The organism is Bacteroides sp. AM44-19, from assembly GCF_003603395.1.
In the GTDB taxonomy this organism is placed as follows: domain Bacteria; phylum Bacteroidota; class Bacteroidia; order Bacteroidales; family Bacteroidaceae; genus Bacteroides; species Bacteroides uniformis.
Genome location: NZ_QTNB01000005.1, coordinates 123384 through 138715 on the forward strand (window position 1 = coordinate 123384; position 15332 = coordinate 138715).

At 49.7% G+C, this 15332-nt stretch carries 12 protein-coding genes, 1 other RNA gene and 1 pseudogene; 4 read left to right on the plus strand and 10 right to left on the minus strand.

Going from position 1 to position 15332, the window contains the following annotated elements; genetic code table 11:
• Positions 1-3: 3 nt before the first annotated feature.
• The 4 genes from DW947_RS09845 to DW947_RS09860 all read right to left on the minus strand — a co-directional run bounded on the left by DW947_RS09845 (position 4) and on the right by DW947_RS09860 (position 5704).
• Positions 4-1533, minus strand: coding sequence for a Do family serine endopeptidase (locus DW947_RS09845; RefSeq protein ID WP_005831283.1), 1530 nt, complete (start codon positions 1531-1533; stop codon positions 4-6).
• A gap of 347 nt (positions 1534-1880) precedes the next feature.
• Entirely contained in the window at positions 1881-3215 is a 1335-nt protein-coding gene (locus DW947_RS09850; protein ID WP_117963168.1) for a transglutaminase-like domain-containing protein, read from the minus strand.
• Complete coding sequence (locus DW947_RS09855; protein WP_009038253.1) at positions 3212-4384, minus strand: dipeptide epimerase; 1173 nt, start codon at positions 4382-4384, stop codon at positions 3212-3214. The genes DW947_RS09850 and DW947_RS09855 overlap by 4 nt, the downstream gene beginning before the upstream one ends.
• Positions 4385-4498: 114 nt before the next feature.
• Positions 4499-5704, minus strand: a complete 1206-nt coding sequence (locus tag DW947_RS09860) for an NlpC/P60 family protein (RefSeq protein ID WP_044468207.1) — start codon at positions 5702-5704, stop codon at positions 4499-4501.
• 200 nt (positions 5705-5904) lie between these two features.
• Between DW947_RS09860 and rnpB the strand changes: the two genes are divergently transcribed.
• Together rnpB and DW947_RS09870 are read left to right on the plus strand one after the other, a co-directional pair.
• Positions 5905-6318: RNase P RNA component class A (rnpB, locus tag DW947_RS09865), an RNA gene on the plus strand.
• A gap of 30 nt (positions 6319-6348) precedes the next feature.
• Positions 6349-7668 carry a YihY/virulence factor BrkB family protein gene (locus tag DW947_RS09870; protein ID WP_005832288.1) on the plus strand — a complete coding sequence of 440 codons (1320 nt, stop codon included), beginning with the start codon at positions 6349-6351 and terminating at the stop codon, positions 7666-7668.
• Positions 7669-7804: 136 nt separating this feature from the next.
• On the opposite strand, the pseudogene DW947_RS09875 reads toward DW947_RS09870, so the two are convergent.
• From DW947_RS09875 to pstC, 6 genes and pseudogenes are all read right to left on the minus strand, one after another.
• Positions 7805-7885, minus strand: a pseudogene (locus tag DW947_RS09875) (NAD(P)H nitroreductase); the annotation flags it as partial.
• Positions 7886-7897: 12 nt separating this feature from the next.
• Positions 7898-8500: a riboflavin synthase gene (locus DW947_RS09880; RefSeq protein ID WP_005832292.1), complete on the minus strand. Its 603-nt coding sequence runs from the start codon at positions 8498-8500 to the stop codon at positions 7898-7900.
• Positions 8501-8853: 353 nt separating this feature from the next.
• Positions 8854-9549, minus strand: a complete 696-nt coding sequence (gene phoU / locus DW947_RS09885) for a phosphate signaling complex protein PhoU (RefSeq protein WP_005832294.1) — start codon at positions 9547-9549, stop codon at positions 8854-8856.
• A gap of 60 nt (positions 9550-9609) precedes the next feature.
• Positions 9610-10365, minus strand: coding sequence for a phosphate ABC transporter ATP-binding protein PstB (pstB, locus tag DW947_RS09890; protein ID WP_016274364.1), 756 nt, complete (start codon positions 10363-10365; stop codon positions 9610-9612).
• A gap of 17 nt (positions 10366-10382) precedes the next feature.
• Positions 10383-11243 carry a phosphate ABC transporter permease PstA gene (gene pstA, locus DW947_RS09895; RefSeq protein ID WP_022401248.1) on the minus strand — a complete coding sequence of 287 codons (861 nt, stop codon included), beginning with the start codon at positions 11241-11243 and terminating at the stop codon, positions 10383-10385.
• 12 nt (positions 11244-11255) lie between these two features.
• Positions 11256-12440 (minus strand): phosphate ABC transporter permease subunit PstC, encoded by a 1185-nt coding sequence (pstC, locus tag DW947_RS09900; protein ID WP_044467405.1) that lies wholly within the window; start codon positions 12438-12440, stop codon positions 11256-11258.
• 257 nt (positions 12441-12697) lie between these two features.
• On the opposite strand from pstC, the gene DW947_RS09905 reads away from it, so the two are divergent.
• Both DW947_RS09905 and DW947_RS09910 read left to right on the plus strand, forming a co-directional pair.
• Positions 12698-13516, plus strand: a complete 819-nt coding sequence (locus DW947_RS09905) for a PstS family phosphate ABC transporter substrate-binding protein (RefSeq protein WP_117963170.1) — start codon at positions 12698-12700, stop codon at positions 13514-13516.
• Positions 13517-13590: 74 nt separating this feature from the next.
• Positions 13591-15330, plus strand: coding sequence for a glutamine--tRNA ligase/YqeY domain fusion protein (locus tag DW947_RS09910; protein WP_005832304.1), 1740 nt, complete (start codon positions 13591-13593; stop codon positions 15328-15330).
• Positions 15331-15332 lie beyond the last annotated feature (2 nt).

The following is a 15332-nucleotide window of genomic DNA, read 5'->3' on the forward strand; positions in this document are numbered from 1 at the left end:
TTTTTATTCTTGAGTCAAATCAACGGCATACATTGCACGTTTTCCTGACGGGAACATACCGGTGATGAACAAACCTTGCTCAGGAGACTTTCTTGCCTCTTTCATCGCCTTTTCCAAATCGTCCACCGTCTTCATCGGCACTCCGTTGGCTTTCAGAATGATGAAGCCCTTGCGGATACCTGCATCGGCCATCTTGCCATTGGTAACCCCGGTAACTTCCAGACCGTAACCCAGGTTCAACTGCTTCTTCAGCTCGGAAGATACGGGCTTGAAGGCTGCACCCAAGATTTCCATTCCGGCATCCTTCACTACCTTCGTAGTGCCTTGCTCATTCTTCAGCGTGATTTCGAATTCCTTTTCCTTCTTGTCACGAACCACTGTTACCTTCACTTTGTCGCCCGGACGGTGTTTTGCCAGCATTTCCTGCAAATCCGAGAACTTGTGAATCTTCTTGCCGTTCAATGCTATGATTACATCATTTTCCTTCAAGATGCCGGCAGCGGAACCACCTTCAACAACTTCGGCCACATAGATACCCTCTTTCACACCAAGTTCGTCGGCCTTCTTCTTCAGTTCTTCGGTCCAGCGTTCGTCCATCTGCAGGTCTGTGCTCAAATCACTACCCTTGATGCCAAGGAGCGCGCGCTGCACGGTACCAAACTGTTTCAAGTCGGCTACCACCTTTGTCATAATGCTGGTAGGGATGGCAAAACCATAGCCGGAATAAGCACCCGTGGGTGAGTAAAGCATGGCATTGATACCAACCAGCTCGCCTTTGGCATTCACCAACGCACCACCACTATTACCTTGGTTGATGGCAGCATCCGTCTGAATGAAAGACTGGATGTTTGCAGCTTGTCCATTGGAGGCAGAAGAGCCAATGGAACGGGCTTTTGCACTGACGATACCAGCTGTTACGGTAGAGTTCAGGTTGAACGGATTACCTACTGCCAATACCCATTCTCCCACCTTCAACTGGTCGGAGTCACCAACCGGAATTGTCGGGAAGTCATCCCCTTCAATCTTAATCAATGCCAAGTCCGTGCTGGGGTCAGTACCGATGATGCGTCCTTTCAGCTCACGGTCGTCATTCAGTTTCACGGTGATTTCATCAGCACCTTCCACCACGTGATTGTTCGTCACAATATATCCGTCTTTGGAGATGATGACACCCGAACCGAAACCTACACGCGGCTGGGTCTGTATCTGGCGCTGGCGTCCACGACCGTCTCCAAAGAAGAAGTCAAAAATATCCGGCTGTTCTTGCACCGTCTGAGTCTTACTCAACTGAGTGGCACGTATATGCACTACAGCATGGAGCGAACTCTCCGCTGCTTGTGTCAAATCCACAGGCTGGGCATCCGTTGCATGGAAAGCTGCCGGCAGCAGATTATTCGGGTTCTGTTGGAACAACTCGCTGAATGCGGCAGGCTTTTCCTTATTCAGCATCTTATAAGTGGTCAATCCAGCCACTCCAGAGCTCAGGAGCACGATAGCCGCAACTCCAAGGATGTTTTTTGTTGTCTGTTTCATACTATTCTTCCTATTCTTTAAATTGTTAATATTCAAGTTTCGTTTAACATTACGACGTTAAAATAACGACAAAAAACGTTCAGTTATTCCGCTTGTCACTCTTTTTTGTTCTCTTTTAACAGAGGATATTTAGGACTTAACAGCGGTTAACGGCAAAGACTGACAAATTAGCATTTATGTACGATTGCTGACTGTTAAAGAACTGACAGATAGGGCATAAAAAGACGCATCACCCGTTGCGACCGAAACGGATGATACGTTTTTGGGAAACAGATGATGCGTTTTGCACAAACAGATGATGCATTCGGGCTGAACGCATCATCTGTTTCAGTAGGGCGGATATCGCCTTAATAATTCAAGTAATCAATGTCCATGTGGTAGTCCCACTGCGGGAAGTAGAGGTTACCTCCCTCCCACTCCACCTCGCCACGCTGGAAGTCCACCGTCTCGCTGCGGGGATACTGCTTTTTGGGTTGTAGCGGCATGCCGTAATCAGTGTTCACAATCATGCGCCAAGAGTCTATACCACCCAAGAAGAAATATTCTTCGTCGGCATTGCGGGCAAAGGTAGGAATGCCGAATGACTGGTCGGCAGGCACCCAACCCACACCCTCAAAGTAGACTTCCGCCCAATCGTGCAGATTCCATGCACGGGGATGCATCATGAAGCCGCTCTGGAAATGTGCGGGAATGCCACTGATGCGGCAAAGCGTAATGAACAGCAGGCTGACTTGACCACAGTCTCCGTGACGGTTGTCCAACACATATTCCGGGATATTCTCAATGGTGGAATATTCGCGTGCAGAAGCCCACGGGAAGTTGTCATTCACCCAACGGAAGATACGTTTGGCTTTCAGGTAGGGGTTGGTTTCACCGGCTGTCAATTTGGCAGCAAGTTCGCGCAAGCGCGGGGAAAAGACGATATGCTTCTCACGCTCGGCAGTATATTCCTTATAAAGAGCGGTCGTCGTATCATAGGGCTGCACGTCTTCCGGCTTCAGATTATGCCATTCGCCGTTGGCGGTAAACTCAAAGGTTTCGGAGAATACGGTCGGTTCGCCCTCGACAGCACGTTTCTCCATGTACAATGTACTGTGACGGCACTCGGGCGACGAAAAGGTGTATTGCGGTTCACTGGCCGAAATGAACTCGACATCCTGCTGCCGAGCCTGGTCCTGACGGGGATAGGGCAACCAGCAACGGATGATTTTCCCGGCAGGCACGGCATTGGTATCCACGGTCAACGTGTAGGTGACGCGCATGCGCTTCGGCGCAACAATGGCCTTGCCCTCCTTCTTCACAGCAGAAATGATTTCGGGCAGGTTCTCCATATTCACTTTCTCGCTGCCACTCGGCGAAGAACCTTCCTTGGCTATCTTGATGTCATAGCAAGTGGAGTCCACACGAAACAGATTAGGTCCGGCATTACGGAAATAGCGTTTCTCTCCATCCAGCATCATGCACTCCAAAGCTTTGGAAGCTTCCCACTGGCGCATCTGCTCATCGGTCACGTCGGGAATATACTTGCGGATATAGTCCTTCACCTGGGATTCCGTCATACAGAAATCCGTAAGCAGACGTTGGTGCAGGTCGTCCTCCCAATTATAGGGCTTGCTCTCGGACTTCGTGCTGCATGCAGAAGCTATCACAAACAGAGCGACGGTATACAATAGCTTTCTCATAACTTCACCACTCCAATACCCGGCAAATCGGGCAACGTTATCTTACCTTTCACAACCTCCATACCCTTGAAACGGTCGTTCGCAATCAGCAGACTACCGTCCAAGTCGGCAAAGTCCACTGCCGGAGAGAATTGAGAGGCAGCGGTAATGGCACAAGAGGTCTCGGTCATACAGCCTACCATCACTTTCATGTCCAATGCACGTGCCAAAGTCACCATCTTCCAGGCTTCGCGCATACCGGTACACTTCATCAGCTTGATGTTGATGCCCGTAAAGGCGCCCTTCAAGCCTGCCACATCCTTCAGACGCTGAATGGACTCATCGGCAAATATGGGTAACGGGCTTTGCTGGGCGACCCATGCGATATCGTCCAATTGTTCCTTGGGCATCGGTTGCTCTATCATGACAATTCCTTTTTCGTGCAGCCAATGTATCATATCGAGCGCATGATGTTTGTCTTTCCAGCCCTGGTTGGCATCAATGGCAATCGGAAGGTCTGTCACCGAACGGATGGTCTCTATCATTTCTTTGTCGTTCTCCCGCCCCAGCTTCACTTTAAGGATATTGAACCGGTCGGCACACTCTTTCGTCTTTTCACGCACCACGTCGGCCGTATCAATGCCGATGGTGAAAGTTGTAGAGGGAGTCTTCTCCTTGTCCAAACCCCATATCTTATACCAAGGGGCTTGCAACAGTTTGCCCACAAGGTCGTGCAAGGCGATGTCCACAGCAGTTTTAGCAGCGGAATCCCCTGCCGAGAGGCTGTCTATATAAGCCAGTATATCTTCCAGCTGAAAGGGGTCTGAGAATTGGCCGATGACATCCTGCACCTTCTTCAGAAAAGCCAATACACTGTCCATCGTGCCCAGTTCGTGTTGCAGGTACGGGGGCATGGAGGCTTCACCATAACCGATAATGCCATCATATTCTATCTCGACCTGAACGTCGGGAGTGGTAGTACGCGAGTAGGTGGCCACTGTAAAGACATGGCGCAATTTCAGTTCATAGGGGAAGAAACGCAGTTTCATTTTGGGGGTTACACCTGCCCTACTGTTCACGTTGAACAAGGAAGGAGCGTCATTTCCTCCGGCAAATACATGATTGATTGCCATGCCTGAGCCGAGTGCGGCAAAAGCGGCGGTTTTCAGGAAATCTCTTCTGTTTGACATAATTGTGTGTGTATTAAATGTGCCAATATGCCAATGGGCTGCGCTATATATATACTACGTCATGTTTGCACCGTCACGCCGAGGTCATTGGCATATTGGCACATTAGCACATTATTACATTGAATAAAATGGATTCGTTTTCGTTGTATTGAGCGACGCCTCCTTATTTATATAAGGTAACACGCGCGTAGCGAACAACAGTCTACCGAGGTTGTATTCATCGAACAGCTCGTCGTCGGGGCTGAAGCTATTGACGCGCACATCGCCTTGCGAATGGATGAAACGCTTGTTGCCGATATACATGCCGACATGTACCACACGTTCCTTGCGTTCCGGCGTCGCCTTGCGCCCGAAGAAAATCAAATCGCCCGGCTGGAGGTTACTGAAATCAGGAGCGATATCGATATGCTCGCCCACGTATGCCTGCTGGGAAGCATCCCGCGGAATGATGATGTCGTGCATGAAAAGAACGGTGCGCATGAAGCCGCTACAATCCACCCCTTTGGAGGAAGTGCCAGCCCAAAGATAAGGGATGCCCATCATGCTATGCGCCGTAGCTATAATGCTGGCTGCGTCCTGCTTCAAGGCTGCCCGCCATTTCTTCTCAGGCATAGAGATGGATTTGGAGATATATCCCTGGCGGCCGTCGGGATAAGCCACCTTATAAAAGGCACCTTTTGTCCCCTCCCACTTCAGGCGGTTTCCGGCAGCAACATCAGAGACGGTCTGCGATGCCTGGCTGGGCTGTGAGTAGACAAAGCCATAATGCGAAGTCACCACTATTTTCTCTGCATTGTTCCAAGCGGTCAGCTCTTCCCGCGTGACGGGATGTATGCCTACTCGGTGTACCCATGCAATGTAGTTGTCCGGTGTCTGGATACGGTACCAGCCGTCGCGCTGCAACACCCGCACCGGCATACCCATCAAGCCTTGCGTCATCATTTCTGAAGAGAAATCCGGGGCTACCCGAAGATTGCACACAGACACATTGACAATGCCATACGTCTTGCCTTCAAGTCCGGCCTCATCCGGAAGCACTTGCAGACAATCCATCACCGCATATCCTTTCTTTGCCAAACCATCCAGCAAAGCCGTCTTTGCCTCTGCCGAAGTGGTGACACCACGCAACATCACATTCTTTCCGGAGAAAGAGTAATCCACATCGAACAAAGCCACGCGCTTGTCCGGTGCAAACTTTTGTTTCAAACTGTCAGCGAGTTGCGCCACTTCTGCAGGTATTGTACGGTCACCCACTTCCGAAGCGACAGCAAAAAGCGGGATTAACAGAAATAAAGAAAAAAGAGAGGATAACTTTTTCATTGGCCAAAAGGATTTGGGGGTTATTACTAATAGCAAAGCTACGAATTTATTCCGAAATAGATACATGTTTTTAAGATAATTAAGAGTAAAGAATGAAGAATGAAGGATTCATCCGTACTGCATCCGCACACTGCACAACAAATTCTTCATCCTTCATTCTTCATTCTTCATTAATATTCCGTATCTTTGTACCCTATAAAGCAGTTGGTCGGTCTGTCGCTTGCGCCTCGTGCGTATGAGGAAAGTCCGGGCAACACAGAGCGTCCCACTTCCTAACAGAAAGCTGTCCGTGAGGGTAGAGTAACGTAGAAGAAAATAACCGCCGTCGCCCTTGGGCTACGGTAAGGGTGAGAAGGTGGGGTAAGAGCCTACCAGTCTTGTGGCGACACAAGGGCTGTGCGTCTTGGGAGTTGTAAGGTCATGTAAACCGACGTTATGAGAGTTGCTCGCTCCATGTCGGAGGGTAGACCGCTAAAGCTTGTATGGTGACATGCGGCTCAGATAAATGACAGACACTTCTTTAATGGAGAATGGATAATGAAGAATGGATAATTCCTAATTAGGCTTTTTCAGAAACAGAAGAACAGAACCCGGCTTACAGACTGACTGCTTTTTTATTGACAATGGATAATCGAGATAATAGCATGAACAAGCGTATTGCTGCCCTTTGGAAATTCCTCACCTACGACATCTGGCGTATTACGGAAGATGAAGTCACGCGAACGACCTTTTCCGTATACAATATCATCAAGACGATTTATCTTTGCATCAACCGCTTCACCAAAGACCGGATAGTAAACAAAGCCTCGGCGCTGACTTACAGTACGCTGCTTGCCATCGTGCCTATTCTTGCCATTTTGTTTGCCATAGCCCGCGGTTTCGGATTCGATAATCTGATGGAAAGCCAGATTGTCAACGGTTTCGGCGGTCCTACGGAAACCACGGAAGTCATCCTGCAATTCGTGAATTCGTATTTGTCTCAGACCAAGAGTGGAATATTCATCGGAGTGGGTCTGATTATGTTGCTGTGGACAGTCCTGAATCTAATCAACAATATGGAAATCACCTTCAACCGCATCTGGCAGGTGAAAAAGGCGCGCAGCATGTACCGCAAAATAACGGATTACTTCTCTATGCTTCTGCTGATGCCCATTCTGCTGGTGGTGTCCGGTGGTCTTTCCATCTTCATGAGTACGATGGTGAAGAACCTCGAAGACTTTACCCTGCTGGCTCCCGTCGGCAAGTTTATGGTGCGCCTCATCCCCTTCGTGCTGACCTGGTTCATGTTTACAGCACTGTACGTCTTTATGCCGAATACAAAGGTCAAGCTGAAACACGCACTCATATCCGGTATTCTGGCAGGTACGGCACACCAGGCATTCCAATTCCTTTACATCAGCAGCCAGTTGTGGGTTTCCCGTTACAATGCCATCTATGGTAGTTTTGCCGCCCTTCCGATGTTTCTGCTATGGTTGCAGGTATCCTGGACCATCTGCCTATTCGGTGCCGAACTGACCTACGCCGGACAGAATATCCGGAACTTCAGCTTCGACAAGGATGCGCGCAATATCAGCCGGCGCTACCGCGATTTTATCTCCATCCTGATAATGTCTCTCATAGCCAAGCGCTTTGAACAAGACGCCCAGCCCTATACAGCCGAAGAGATATCCGAAGAGTGCCAGATTCCCATCCGGCTGACACACGAAACCCTTTATGAATTGCAGGAAATCAACCTCCTACATGAAGTGGTGACCGATGAAAAGAGTGAAGACATCGCTTACCAGCCTTCCATGGATATCAACAAAATGAATGTGGCCCTCCTACTGGACAAACTGGACACGCACGGCTCAGAAGATTTCAAAATTGATAAGGAAAATGAATTCAACAACCAATGGGGAGCATTGCTGAAGGCACGGGAGGAATACTACAAGAATGCAAGCAAGGTGCTGCTGAAGGATTTGTAAGCACGCGGAAGTCTTTCCGGAAACTCCGTATCTGCTTTCTTTTTGATTATTTTTTAGACGCGGATGACGCGGATTGGAATATTAAAAAAATCCGCGTCATCTGCGTCATCTGTGTCTAAAAAGTAAATCACCGATATTTCTCAGGCTCCACGGCACGAGTCATATCATAGGCACGGTCACTCTGACGGGATGCCACTAATTGCAGGAAATCGTCCATAGTGCCGTTACCTTATTTATATTGTATCATGCGGCTGATGTACTTACCAATGATATCGAACTCCAGATTCACCACACTGCCCACTTTGAAAGCATGGAAATTGGTATGCTCAAAGGTGTAAGGAATAATGGCCACCTGGAAAGTATCGTCGGTGGGATTGCACACGGTCAGGCTGACACCATTGACCGTTACCGAGCCTTTGTCTACCGTGATGTAGCCGCGCTTTGCCATCTCCTTGTCAAAAGCATACCGGAAAGTAAAGTAATAGCTTCCTTCCGCATCCTTTATATCGATGCAAGTGGCAGTCTGGTCCACATGTCCTTGAACGATATGGCCATCCAGCCGGCCGTTCATCATCATACTACGCTCCACATTCACTTCATCTCCCACCTGCAACAAGCCAAGATTGGAACGGTCCAGCGTTTCCTTCATGGCCGTCACGGTATAGGTATCATCTGTCAGACTGACTACCGTCAGGCAAACACCGTTGTGAGACACACTCTGGTCTATTTTTAATTCACTGACGAATGAACACTTGAAAGTAAAATGTACATTCTCCTGGTCTTTGACCATCGCCACCAATGTGGCACATTCTTCTACTATTCCGGAAAACATGGTTCTATATACTTTTAGGTTATACGCGATTTATTATTAATATGCGCAAAGATACAAAAAGCCCTTCGTATAGGTACAAAAAAAAGGAAGCTTTTCACAAAGCCTCCTTTTTCAGTTTTCAATAGGTATTAGTTTTTTTTTTAAGGTAAAAAGATTGTTTTCAGGATAACGATGCAAATATAGGCGCTTTTCGTGATACTAACCAAATTAAAAAACATGTCTTATAACATCTTTTTGAGAAATCATTTAAGTTTATTATCATTTCAAAGCATTTTTCTACACCTGCAATCGTTTTCAATGGACAAATATAAGGCTATTTTCCATGAAACACTGAAATTATCCTAAAATTTTGTTTATTTCTTATCATTTAAGTAGTGTTCGTCTGTCCGCCCACTATGTTTTAACACTTTTGCGTCGATAAAGAACACTATTTCTTCGGCAATATTCGTGATGTGGTCGCCGGAACGCTCCAACTTGCGGAACACGCTCACCAGGTTCAGACAAGAGAGTGCACTCTCCGGATGCCGGCTGATGTAGTCGGCAAGAATGGCAGTGGCCTCAGCATTGATTTCATCCAGCATATTGTCCTTGGCAAACACGGCGGTAGCCAGTTCCTGGCTCTCCTCCTGAAGCGCCTGTTTTGCCTGTTCGAGCATGGAGAGTACCTGGGCTATCATCTCTTCGAGACGGAGTTGCTTGACCAGCTCAGTATCCAAAGCAGGTTCATGGCAGTTGAGGGCAAAGCGGGCAATGCCCTCTGCAAAGTCGCCCAGACGCTCCAGGTTCGTATTGATTTTGAGCATGGCAAGCACAAAGCGCAGGTCGATGGCAACGGGGTTGTAAAGGGCAATGATGTCTTCCACGTCGCTGTCTATTTTCAGTTCGAAAGCATTGACACGACGTTCGCGCACCAATACCTGCTGGGCCAGTTCCCGGTCCAGCGTAAGCACGGCATCACCTGCACGGTCGAGCTGATTATATACCAGGGTCCACATTTCGTCTATTTCCTTTTTCAGCAAGACGAGTTCAGATTCGATAAACTTCACCATAATGTTTCTATTTTAAGATTACTTTTGTACAACTTATTTTTGCTTGTATGGAACAATCCGCTACCCGAAGCGTCCCGTGATGTAGTTCTGCGTCTCCACCTTATCGGGATTCGTAAATATCTTCCGGGTATCTCCAAACTCCACCATCTGCCCCATATAGAAGAAAGCCGTATTATCACTGACACGCGCTGCCTGCTGCATGTTGTGGGTGACGATGACGATAGTGTACTGCTTCTTCAACTCGTGGATAAGCTCTTCCACCTTGGCGGTGGAGATGGGGTCGAGGGCGGATGCCGGCTCGTCCATCAGCAGGACCGAAGGAGACACCGCCATGGCACGGGCTATGCAGAGGCGTTGCTGCTGACCGCCGGAGAGGGCGTAGGCGGAGACTTTCAGCTTGTCCTTCACCTCGTCCCAAAGGGCGGCGCCTTTCAGGGTTTCTTCCACCCGCTGACGGATGAAGGCGTTATCGGTGATGCCATTCACACGAAGTCCGTAGGCAACGTTCTCGAAGATGCTTTTGGGGAAAGGATTGGGCCGCTGGAACACCATGCCTACGTTCTTGCGGAGTTCGTCCACTTGCACTCCTTTTCCATAGATGTCTTGTCCGTCAATGCGTATCTCGCCGGTCAGACGGGTGTCGGGAATCAAATCGTTCATGCGGTTCAGCAGGCGCAGGAAGGTAGACTTTCCACAGCCCGAGGGGCCGATGAAGGCTATCACAGACTTCTCCTCAATGTCCATGCTGATGCCTTTCAGGGCATGGAAATCGCCATACCAGAAGTTCACGTCACGGGTTTCTATCTTGTTCTTCATACCTATTGTATATGTTTTCAATTCGTCTTAATCTTCTTCTCAAAGTATTTCCGCAGGGCGTTTGCCAACAGGTTCACCAGGAGAATAATGAGTATCAGCACTAGTGCCGTGCCGTAGGCAATGGGAAGCTGCGCTTCCATATCGGTGCCGCTGGTAGAGATGACGTAGAGGTGATAAGGAAGCGCCATGCACTGGTCGAAGATACTTGTAGGCAGCTGTGGCAGGAAGTAGGCGGCACAGGTGAAAAGGATGGGTGCCGTCTCGCCCGAAACACGCCCCAACGCCAGAATCAGTCCGGTGATGATATTGGGCATCCCCATCGGCAGGATGACATGCCAGATGGTCTGAAGCTTGGTAGCTCCCAACGCGCGGCTTCCCTCGCGCATGCTGTCGGGGATGGCTTTCAGCGCTTCTTCCGTGGTGCGGATAACCAAAGGCAGACTTAGCAGACCCAGCGTCAACGAACCTGCCAGGATGCTGTCTCCAAAATCCATATAGTTGACAAACAGCGCCATGCCAAACAGACCGAACACGATGGAAGGGATGCCGCTCAGATTATTCGTCATCATCCGTATGAAGCGTACCACCCAACCTTTCGGCACATACTCATTCATATAAATACCGCTCATCACTCCCACCGGAAAGGCAAATAAAGCACTGCCCGCCATCAAGCAGAACGTACCTACAATGGCAGGAAGGATTCCGCCGGCAGTCATACCGTTGGTAGGAGCCGTAGTGAGGAACTCCCAATCGATAACTCCTATACCTTTATATATAATGAAGCCGAGGATTGCAAAAAGAATCCCCACCACACTTAGGCTCAACAGACGGAACAAGCCGAATGCCACGTTTTGCGAAAGATGCTTTCTATTGACCATATCTACCTTCTTTTATTTTCGTCTTGGCGAAACTGCTTCCACCGTGAAGTTTATCAATAAACTGATGAAGAACAGCACGACACCCAGCAGGAACAATGCTTCGTAGTGAGCTCCGCCGGCAGGCGCTTCGCCTAGTTCGGCGGCAATCGTTGCCGGAATGGTGCGCAGCGGTTCCAGGATGGTATGGGGAATGACGGCGGCGTTGCCCGTCACCATCAGCACAGCCATCGTCTCGCCCACCGCACGGCCGATGCCCAACACCACTCCGGAGGTGATGCCCGAAATGGAGTAAGGAATCACCACCTTATATATAGTTTGCCATTGCGATGCTCCCAGTGCCAAGCTGGCTTCGCGCATGGCGCGGGGACAATTCCTCATCGCGTCTTCTGTCACCGTTATGATGGTGGGCAACGCCATAATGGCAAGCACAATACTGCCCGCCAGCCCGCTCTCGCCTACCGGCAAGTTGAACACCTGCTGCAAAAACGGCACAATGACAATTAAGCCGAAAAAGCCGTAGACCACCGACGGTATGCCACTCAGCAACTCAATGATGGGCTTCAGCAGATTCCTTACCCGGGAATTGGCTACCTCCGACATATAGATTGCCACCGACAGACCAAACGGCAATGCAAAGAGGATGGCAAACAGACTGACCCACAGCGTCCCCGTAATGAGCGGCAAAAAGCCGAACTGCGCAGCAGGTGTTGCCGTGGGAAACCATTCGGCACCGGCAAAGACGTCCTTCACCGAAATGGTGTTGTCTTTCAGCAGATGCACCGAGTCTGGACGGACGATGAACTGCTGCGGTACAAAGGCTATAATGCCAGGCGTACGCTCCACCAGCTCCGTAATGCAGGCACCTGCATTTTCGTAGGAAGCGCCCAACTGCTCTTCCGTATAATACAGTGTGATGTCCTCCAAACGGAAAAGGCGGATAGGAAGGTCCTCCCCTCCCACTTCGTTCCAGTTTGTCAGCTCTTCATCAAAGACATTCTTTATCTGTGCCGGAGTCAGTTCGCCCACCCGATTCTCCTTATTCAAGGCCAATACATACCCTTCTTCTATCACCTTGCTGCTGAACAAGCCCAGCGCTTCGGAAAAGAGGAACACGACGATAAGTACGATGGTAAGACTCGTCACAAAGCCGCTACAAGCCAGTATACCTTCTACAATCTTCTCAAAAATCTTTTTCATGTTGCCTATTGATTTCTGTATGCAAAGGAACGGGCCGGATGTTAAGGCAGTGTGACTAACGTTTGAAAGAAATGTTTCAAAGGTGTTACAAAACTGTTACAACGACTTAAAGTACACCCCATGTAACACATTTGTAATATCCATTGCCTTAATTTGCATCATGCGTTGAGCCAGATTACATGATGCATACCATCGGTTTACATCATGTGTTTGCCCCAATTGCATTATCTGTTTACCCTATTTGCATCATGTGTTTTATGAAGACAAGAGAATTACTTCTACTCCTCGCACTGACAGCCACCACTGGCATGCAGGCGCAACGCATCAAAGGCAGCGATACCGTGCTCCCCATAGCGCAGCAGACCGCCGAACGCTTTATGACCCTGAACCCCTCTGCCCGTGTCACCGTGACCGGCGGCGGAACCGGTGTCGGTATTTCAGCCCTGCTGGACCAGACCACGGACATCGCCATGGCTTCCCGCGCCATCAAGTTCAGCGAAAAGATGAAAGCCAAAGCTGCCGGAGAAGACCTGGCGGAAGTACCCATCGCCTACGATGCCCTTGCCGTAGTGGTCCACCCCTCTAACCCGGTGACACAACTGACCCGCCAACAACTGGAAGATATCTTCCGGGGCAAAATCACCAACTGGCAGCAAGTGGGCGGAGACGACCGCAAAATCGTAGTCTACTCCCGCGAGACTTCCTCCGGTACCTACGAGTTCTTCAAGGAAAGCGTACTGAAAAACAAGAACTACATGAGCAGCAGTCTCTCCATGCCTGCCACGGGAGCCATTATCCAATCCGTCAGCCAAACTCGCGGAGCCATCGGATATGTGGGTCTAGCCTATGTATCGCCGCGTATCAAGACGCTCGCCGTTTCATACGACGGGCAACATTATGCCGCTCCCACGCTGGAGAATGCCATCAATAAGACTTATCCGATAGTACGCCCGCTATACTATTATTATAACCGGAAAAACGCTTCGGTCATAGCCCCTCTGCTCGATTTCATTTTGTCTGCCGCAGGACAGAAAATCATCAAAGAGAGCGGATATATCCCGGTACATAACGAATAAATCTTCATTCTTCATTCTTCATTCTTCATTTTTTTACCCTATCTTTGTCCCCACGATACGAAAATAGTAACATTATGGCAGAAATAAAGAGCGAAGAAACAAGCGAAAAAAAGAGCTTGAACTTCATTGAGCAAATAGTAGAAAACGATTTGAAAGAAGGTAAAAACGGGGGAAAAGTACAAACACGCTTCCCGCCCGAACCGAACGGTTACCTCCACATCGGACACGCCAAGGCCATCTGCCTTGATTTCGGTATTGCCGCCGCACACGGCGGTGTCTGCAACCTGCGTTTCGATGACACCAACCCCACCAAGGAAGATGTGGAATATGTAGAAGCCATCAAGGAAGACATCCAGTGGCTGGGCTACAAATGGGGTAACGAATATTACGCTTCCGACTATTTCCAGCAATTGTGGGACTTCGCTATCCGCCTCATCAAGGAGGGCAAGGCATACATCGACGAACAGACTTCCGAGCAGATTGCCGCCCAGAAAGGAACTCCCACCCAGCCCGGTGTGGAAAGTCCCTACCGCAACCGTCCTATCGAAGAAACACTGGACTTGTTCCAGAAGATGAACAGCGGCGAGATTGAGGAAGGCGCCATGGTGCTCCGTGCCAAGATAGACATGGCAAGCCCCAACATGCACTTCCGCGACCCCATCATCTACCGTGTAGTGAAGCATCCGCACCATCGTACGGGCACCACTTGGAAGGCTTATCCGATGTACGACTTTGCCCACGGACAAAGCGACTTCTTCGAAGGCGTGACACACTCGCTCTGCACACTGGAGTTTGTGCCCCACCGTCCGCTCTACGACCTCTTCGTGGACTGGGTGAAGGAAGGCAAAGACCTCGATGATAACCGCCCCCATCAGTATGAGTTCAACAAACTGAACCTCAGCTATACGCTGATGAGCAAGCGCAACCTGCTGACGCTGGTCAAGGAAGGCTTGGTAAACGGTTGGGACGACCCCCGTATGCCGACTATCTGCGGTTTCCGCCGTCGCGGTTACTCTCCGGAGTCCATCCATAAGTTCATCGACAAAATAGGATATACAACCTACGATGCGCTCAATGAATTTGCCCTGCTGGAAAGCGCCGTGCGCGAAGACCTGAACGACCGCGCCACCCGCGTATCCGCCGTACTGAATCCGGTGAAGCTTATCATCACCAACTATCCCGAAGGGCAAGTGGAAGAGATGGAAGCCGTCAACAACCCCGAACATCCCGAAGAAGGCAACCACGTCATCGAGTTTAGCCGCGAACTCTGGATGGAGCGCGACGACTTCATGGAAGATGCTCCGAAAAAATACTTCCGCATGACACCGGGACAAGAGGTACGTCTGAAGAACGCGTACATCGTGAAATGCACCGGCTGCAAGAAGAACGACGCCGGTGAAATCACCGAAGTATATTGCGAATACGACCCCGATACCAAGAGCGGTCTGCCCGGAGCCAACCGTAAGGTGAAAGGCACCATCCACTGGGTAAGTTGTGCCCACTGCCTCGAAGCAGAAGTACGTCTCTACGACCGTCTGTGGAAAGTGGAGAACCCGCGCGACGAGCTTGCCGCCATCCGCGAAGCGAAGAACTGCGACGCACTGACAGCCATGAAAGAAATGATCAACCCCGACTCCCTGAATGTGCTGCCCTGCTGCTACATCGAGAAGTACGCTGCCGGCATGCAGCCCCTCTCCTACCTGCAGTTCCAACGTATCGGTTATTTTAATGTTGACAAAGATTCTACGCCAGAAAAAATGGTATTCAACCGTACTGTAGGTCTGAAAGACGTTTGGGGTAAAATCAATAAATAAGA

Bases quoted from the DNA above. Each gene is read 5' to 3' on its own strand.
- DW947_RS09905 (WP_117963170.1), top strand. From the start codon at position 12,698: ATGAAGACAAGAGAATTACTTCTACTCCTCGCACTGACAGCCACCACT.
- DW947_RS09880 (WP_005832292.1), bottom strand. From the start codon at position 8,500: ATGTTTTCCGGAATAGTAGAAGAATGTGCCACATTGGTGGCGATGGTC.
- phoU (WP_005832294.1), bottom strand. From the start codon at position 9,549: ATGGTGAAGTTTATCGAATCTGAACTCGTCTTGCTGAAAAAGGAAATA.
- DW947_RS09845 (WP_005831283.1), bottom strand. From the start codon at position 1,533: ATGAAACAGACAACAAAAAACATCCTTGGAGTTGCGGCTATCGTGCTC.
- pstC (WP_044467405.1), bottom strand. From the start codon at position 12,440: ATGAAAAAGATTTTTGAGAAGATTGTAGAAGGTATACTGGCTTGTAGC.
- pstA (WP_022401248.1), bottom strand. From the start codon at position 11,243: ATGGTCAATAGAAAGCATCTTTCGCAAAACGTGGCATTCGGCTTGTTC.
- DW947_RS09855 (WP_009038253.1), bottom strand. From the start codon at position 4,384: ATGTCAAACAGAAGAGATTTCCTGAAAACCGCCGCTTTTGCCGCACTC.
- DW947_RS09860 (WP_044468207.1), bottom strand. From the start codon at position 5,704: ATGAAAAAGTTATCCTCTCTTTTTTCTTTATTTCTGTTAATCCCGCTT.
- pstB (WP_016274364.1), bottom strand. From the start codon at position 10,365: ATGAAGAACAAGATAGAAACCCGTGACGTGAACTTCTGGTATGGCGAT.
- DW947_RS09850 (WP_117963168.1), bottom strand. From the start codon at position 3,215: ATGAGAAAGCTATTGTATACCGTCGCTCTGTTTGTGATAGCTTCTGCA.
- DW947_RS09870 (WP_005832288.1), top strand. From the start codon at position 6,349: ATGAACAAGCGTATTGCTGCCCTTTGGAAATTCCTCACCTACGACATC.
- DW947_RS09910 (WP_005832304.1), top strand. From the start codon at position 13,591: ATGGCAGAAATAAAGAGCGAAGAAACAAGCGAAAAAAAGAGCTTGAAC.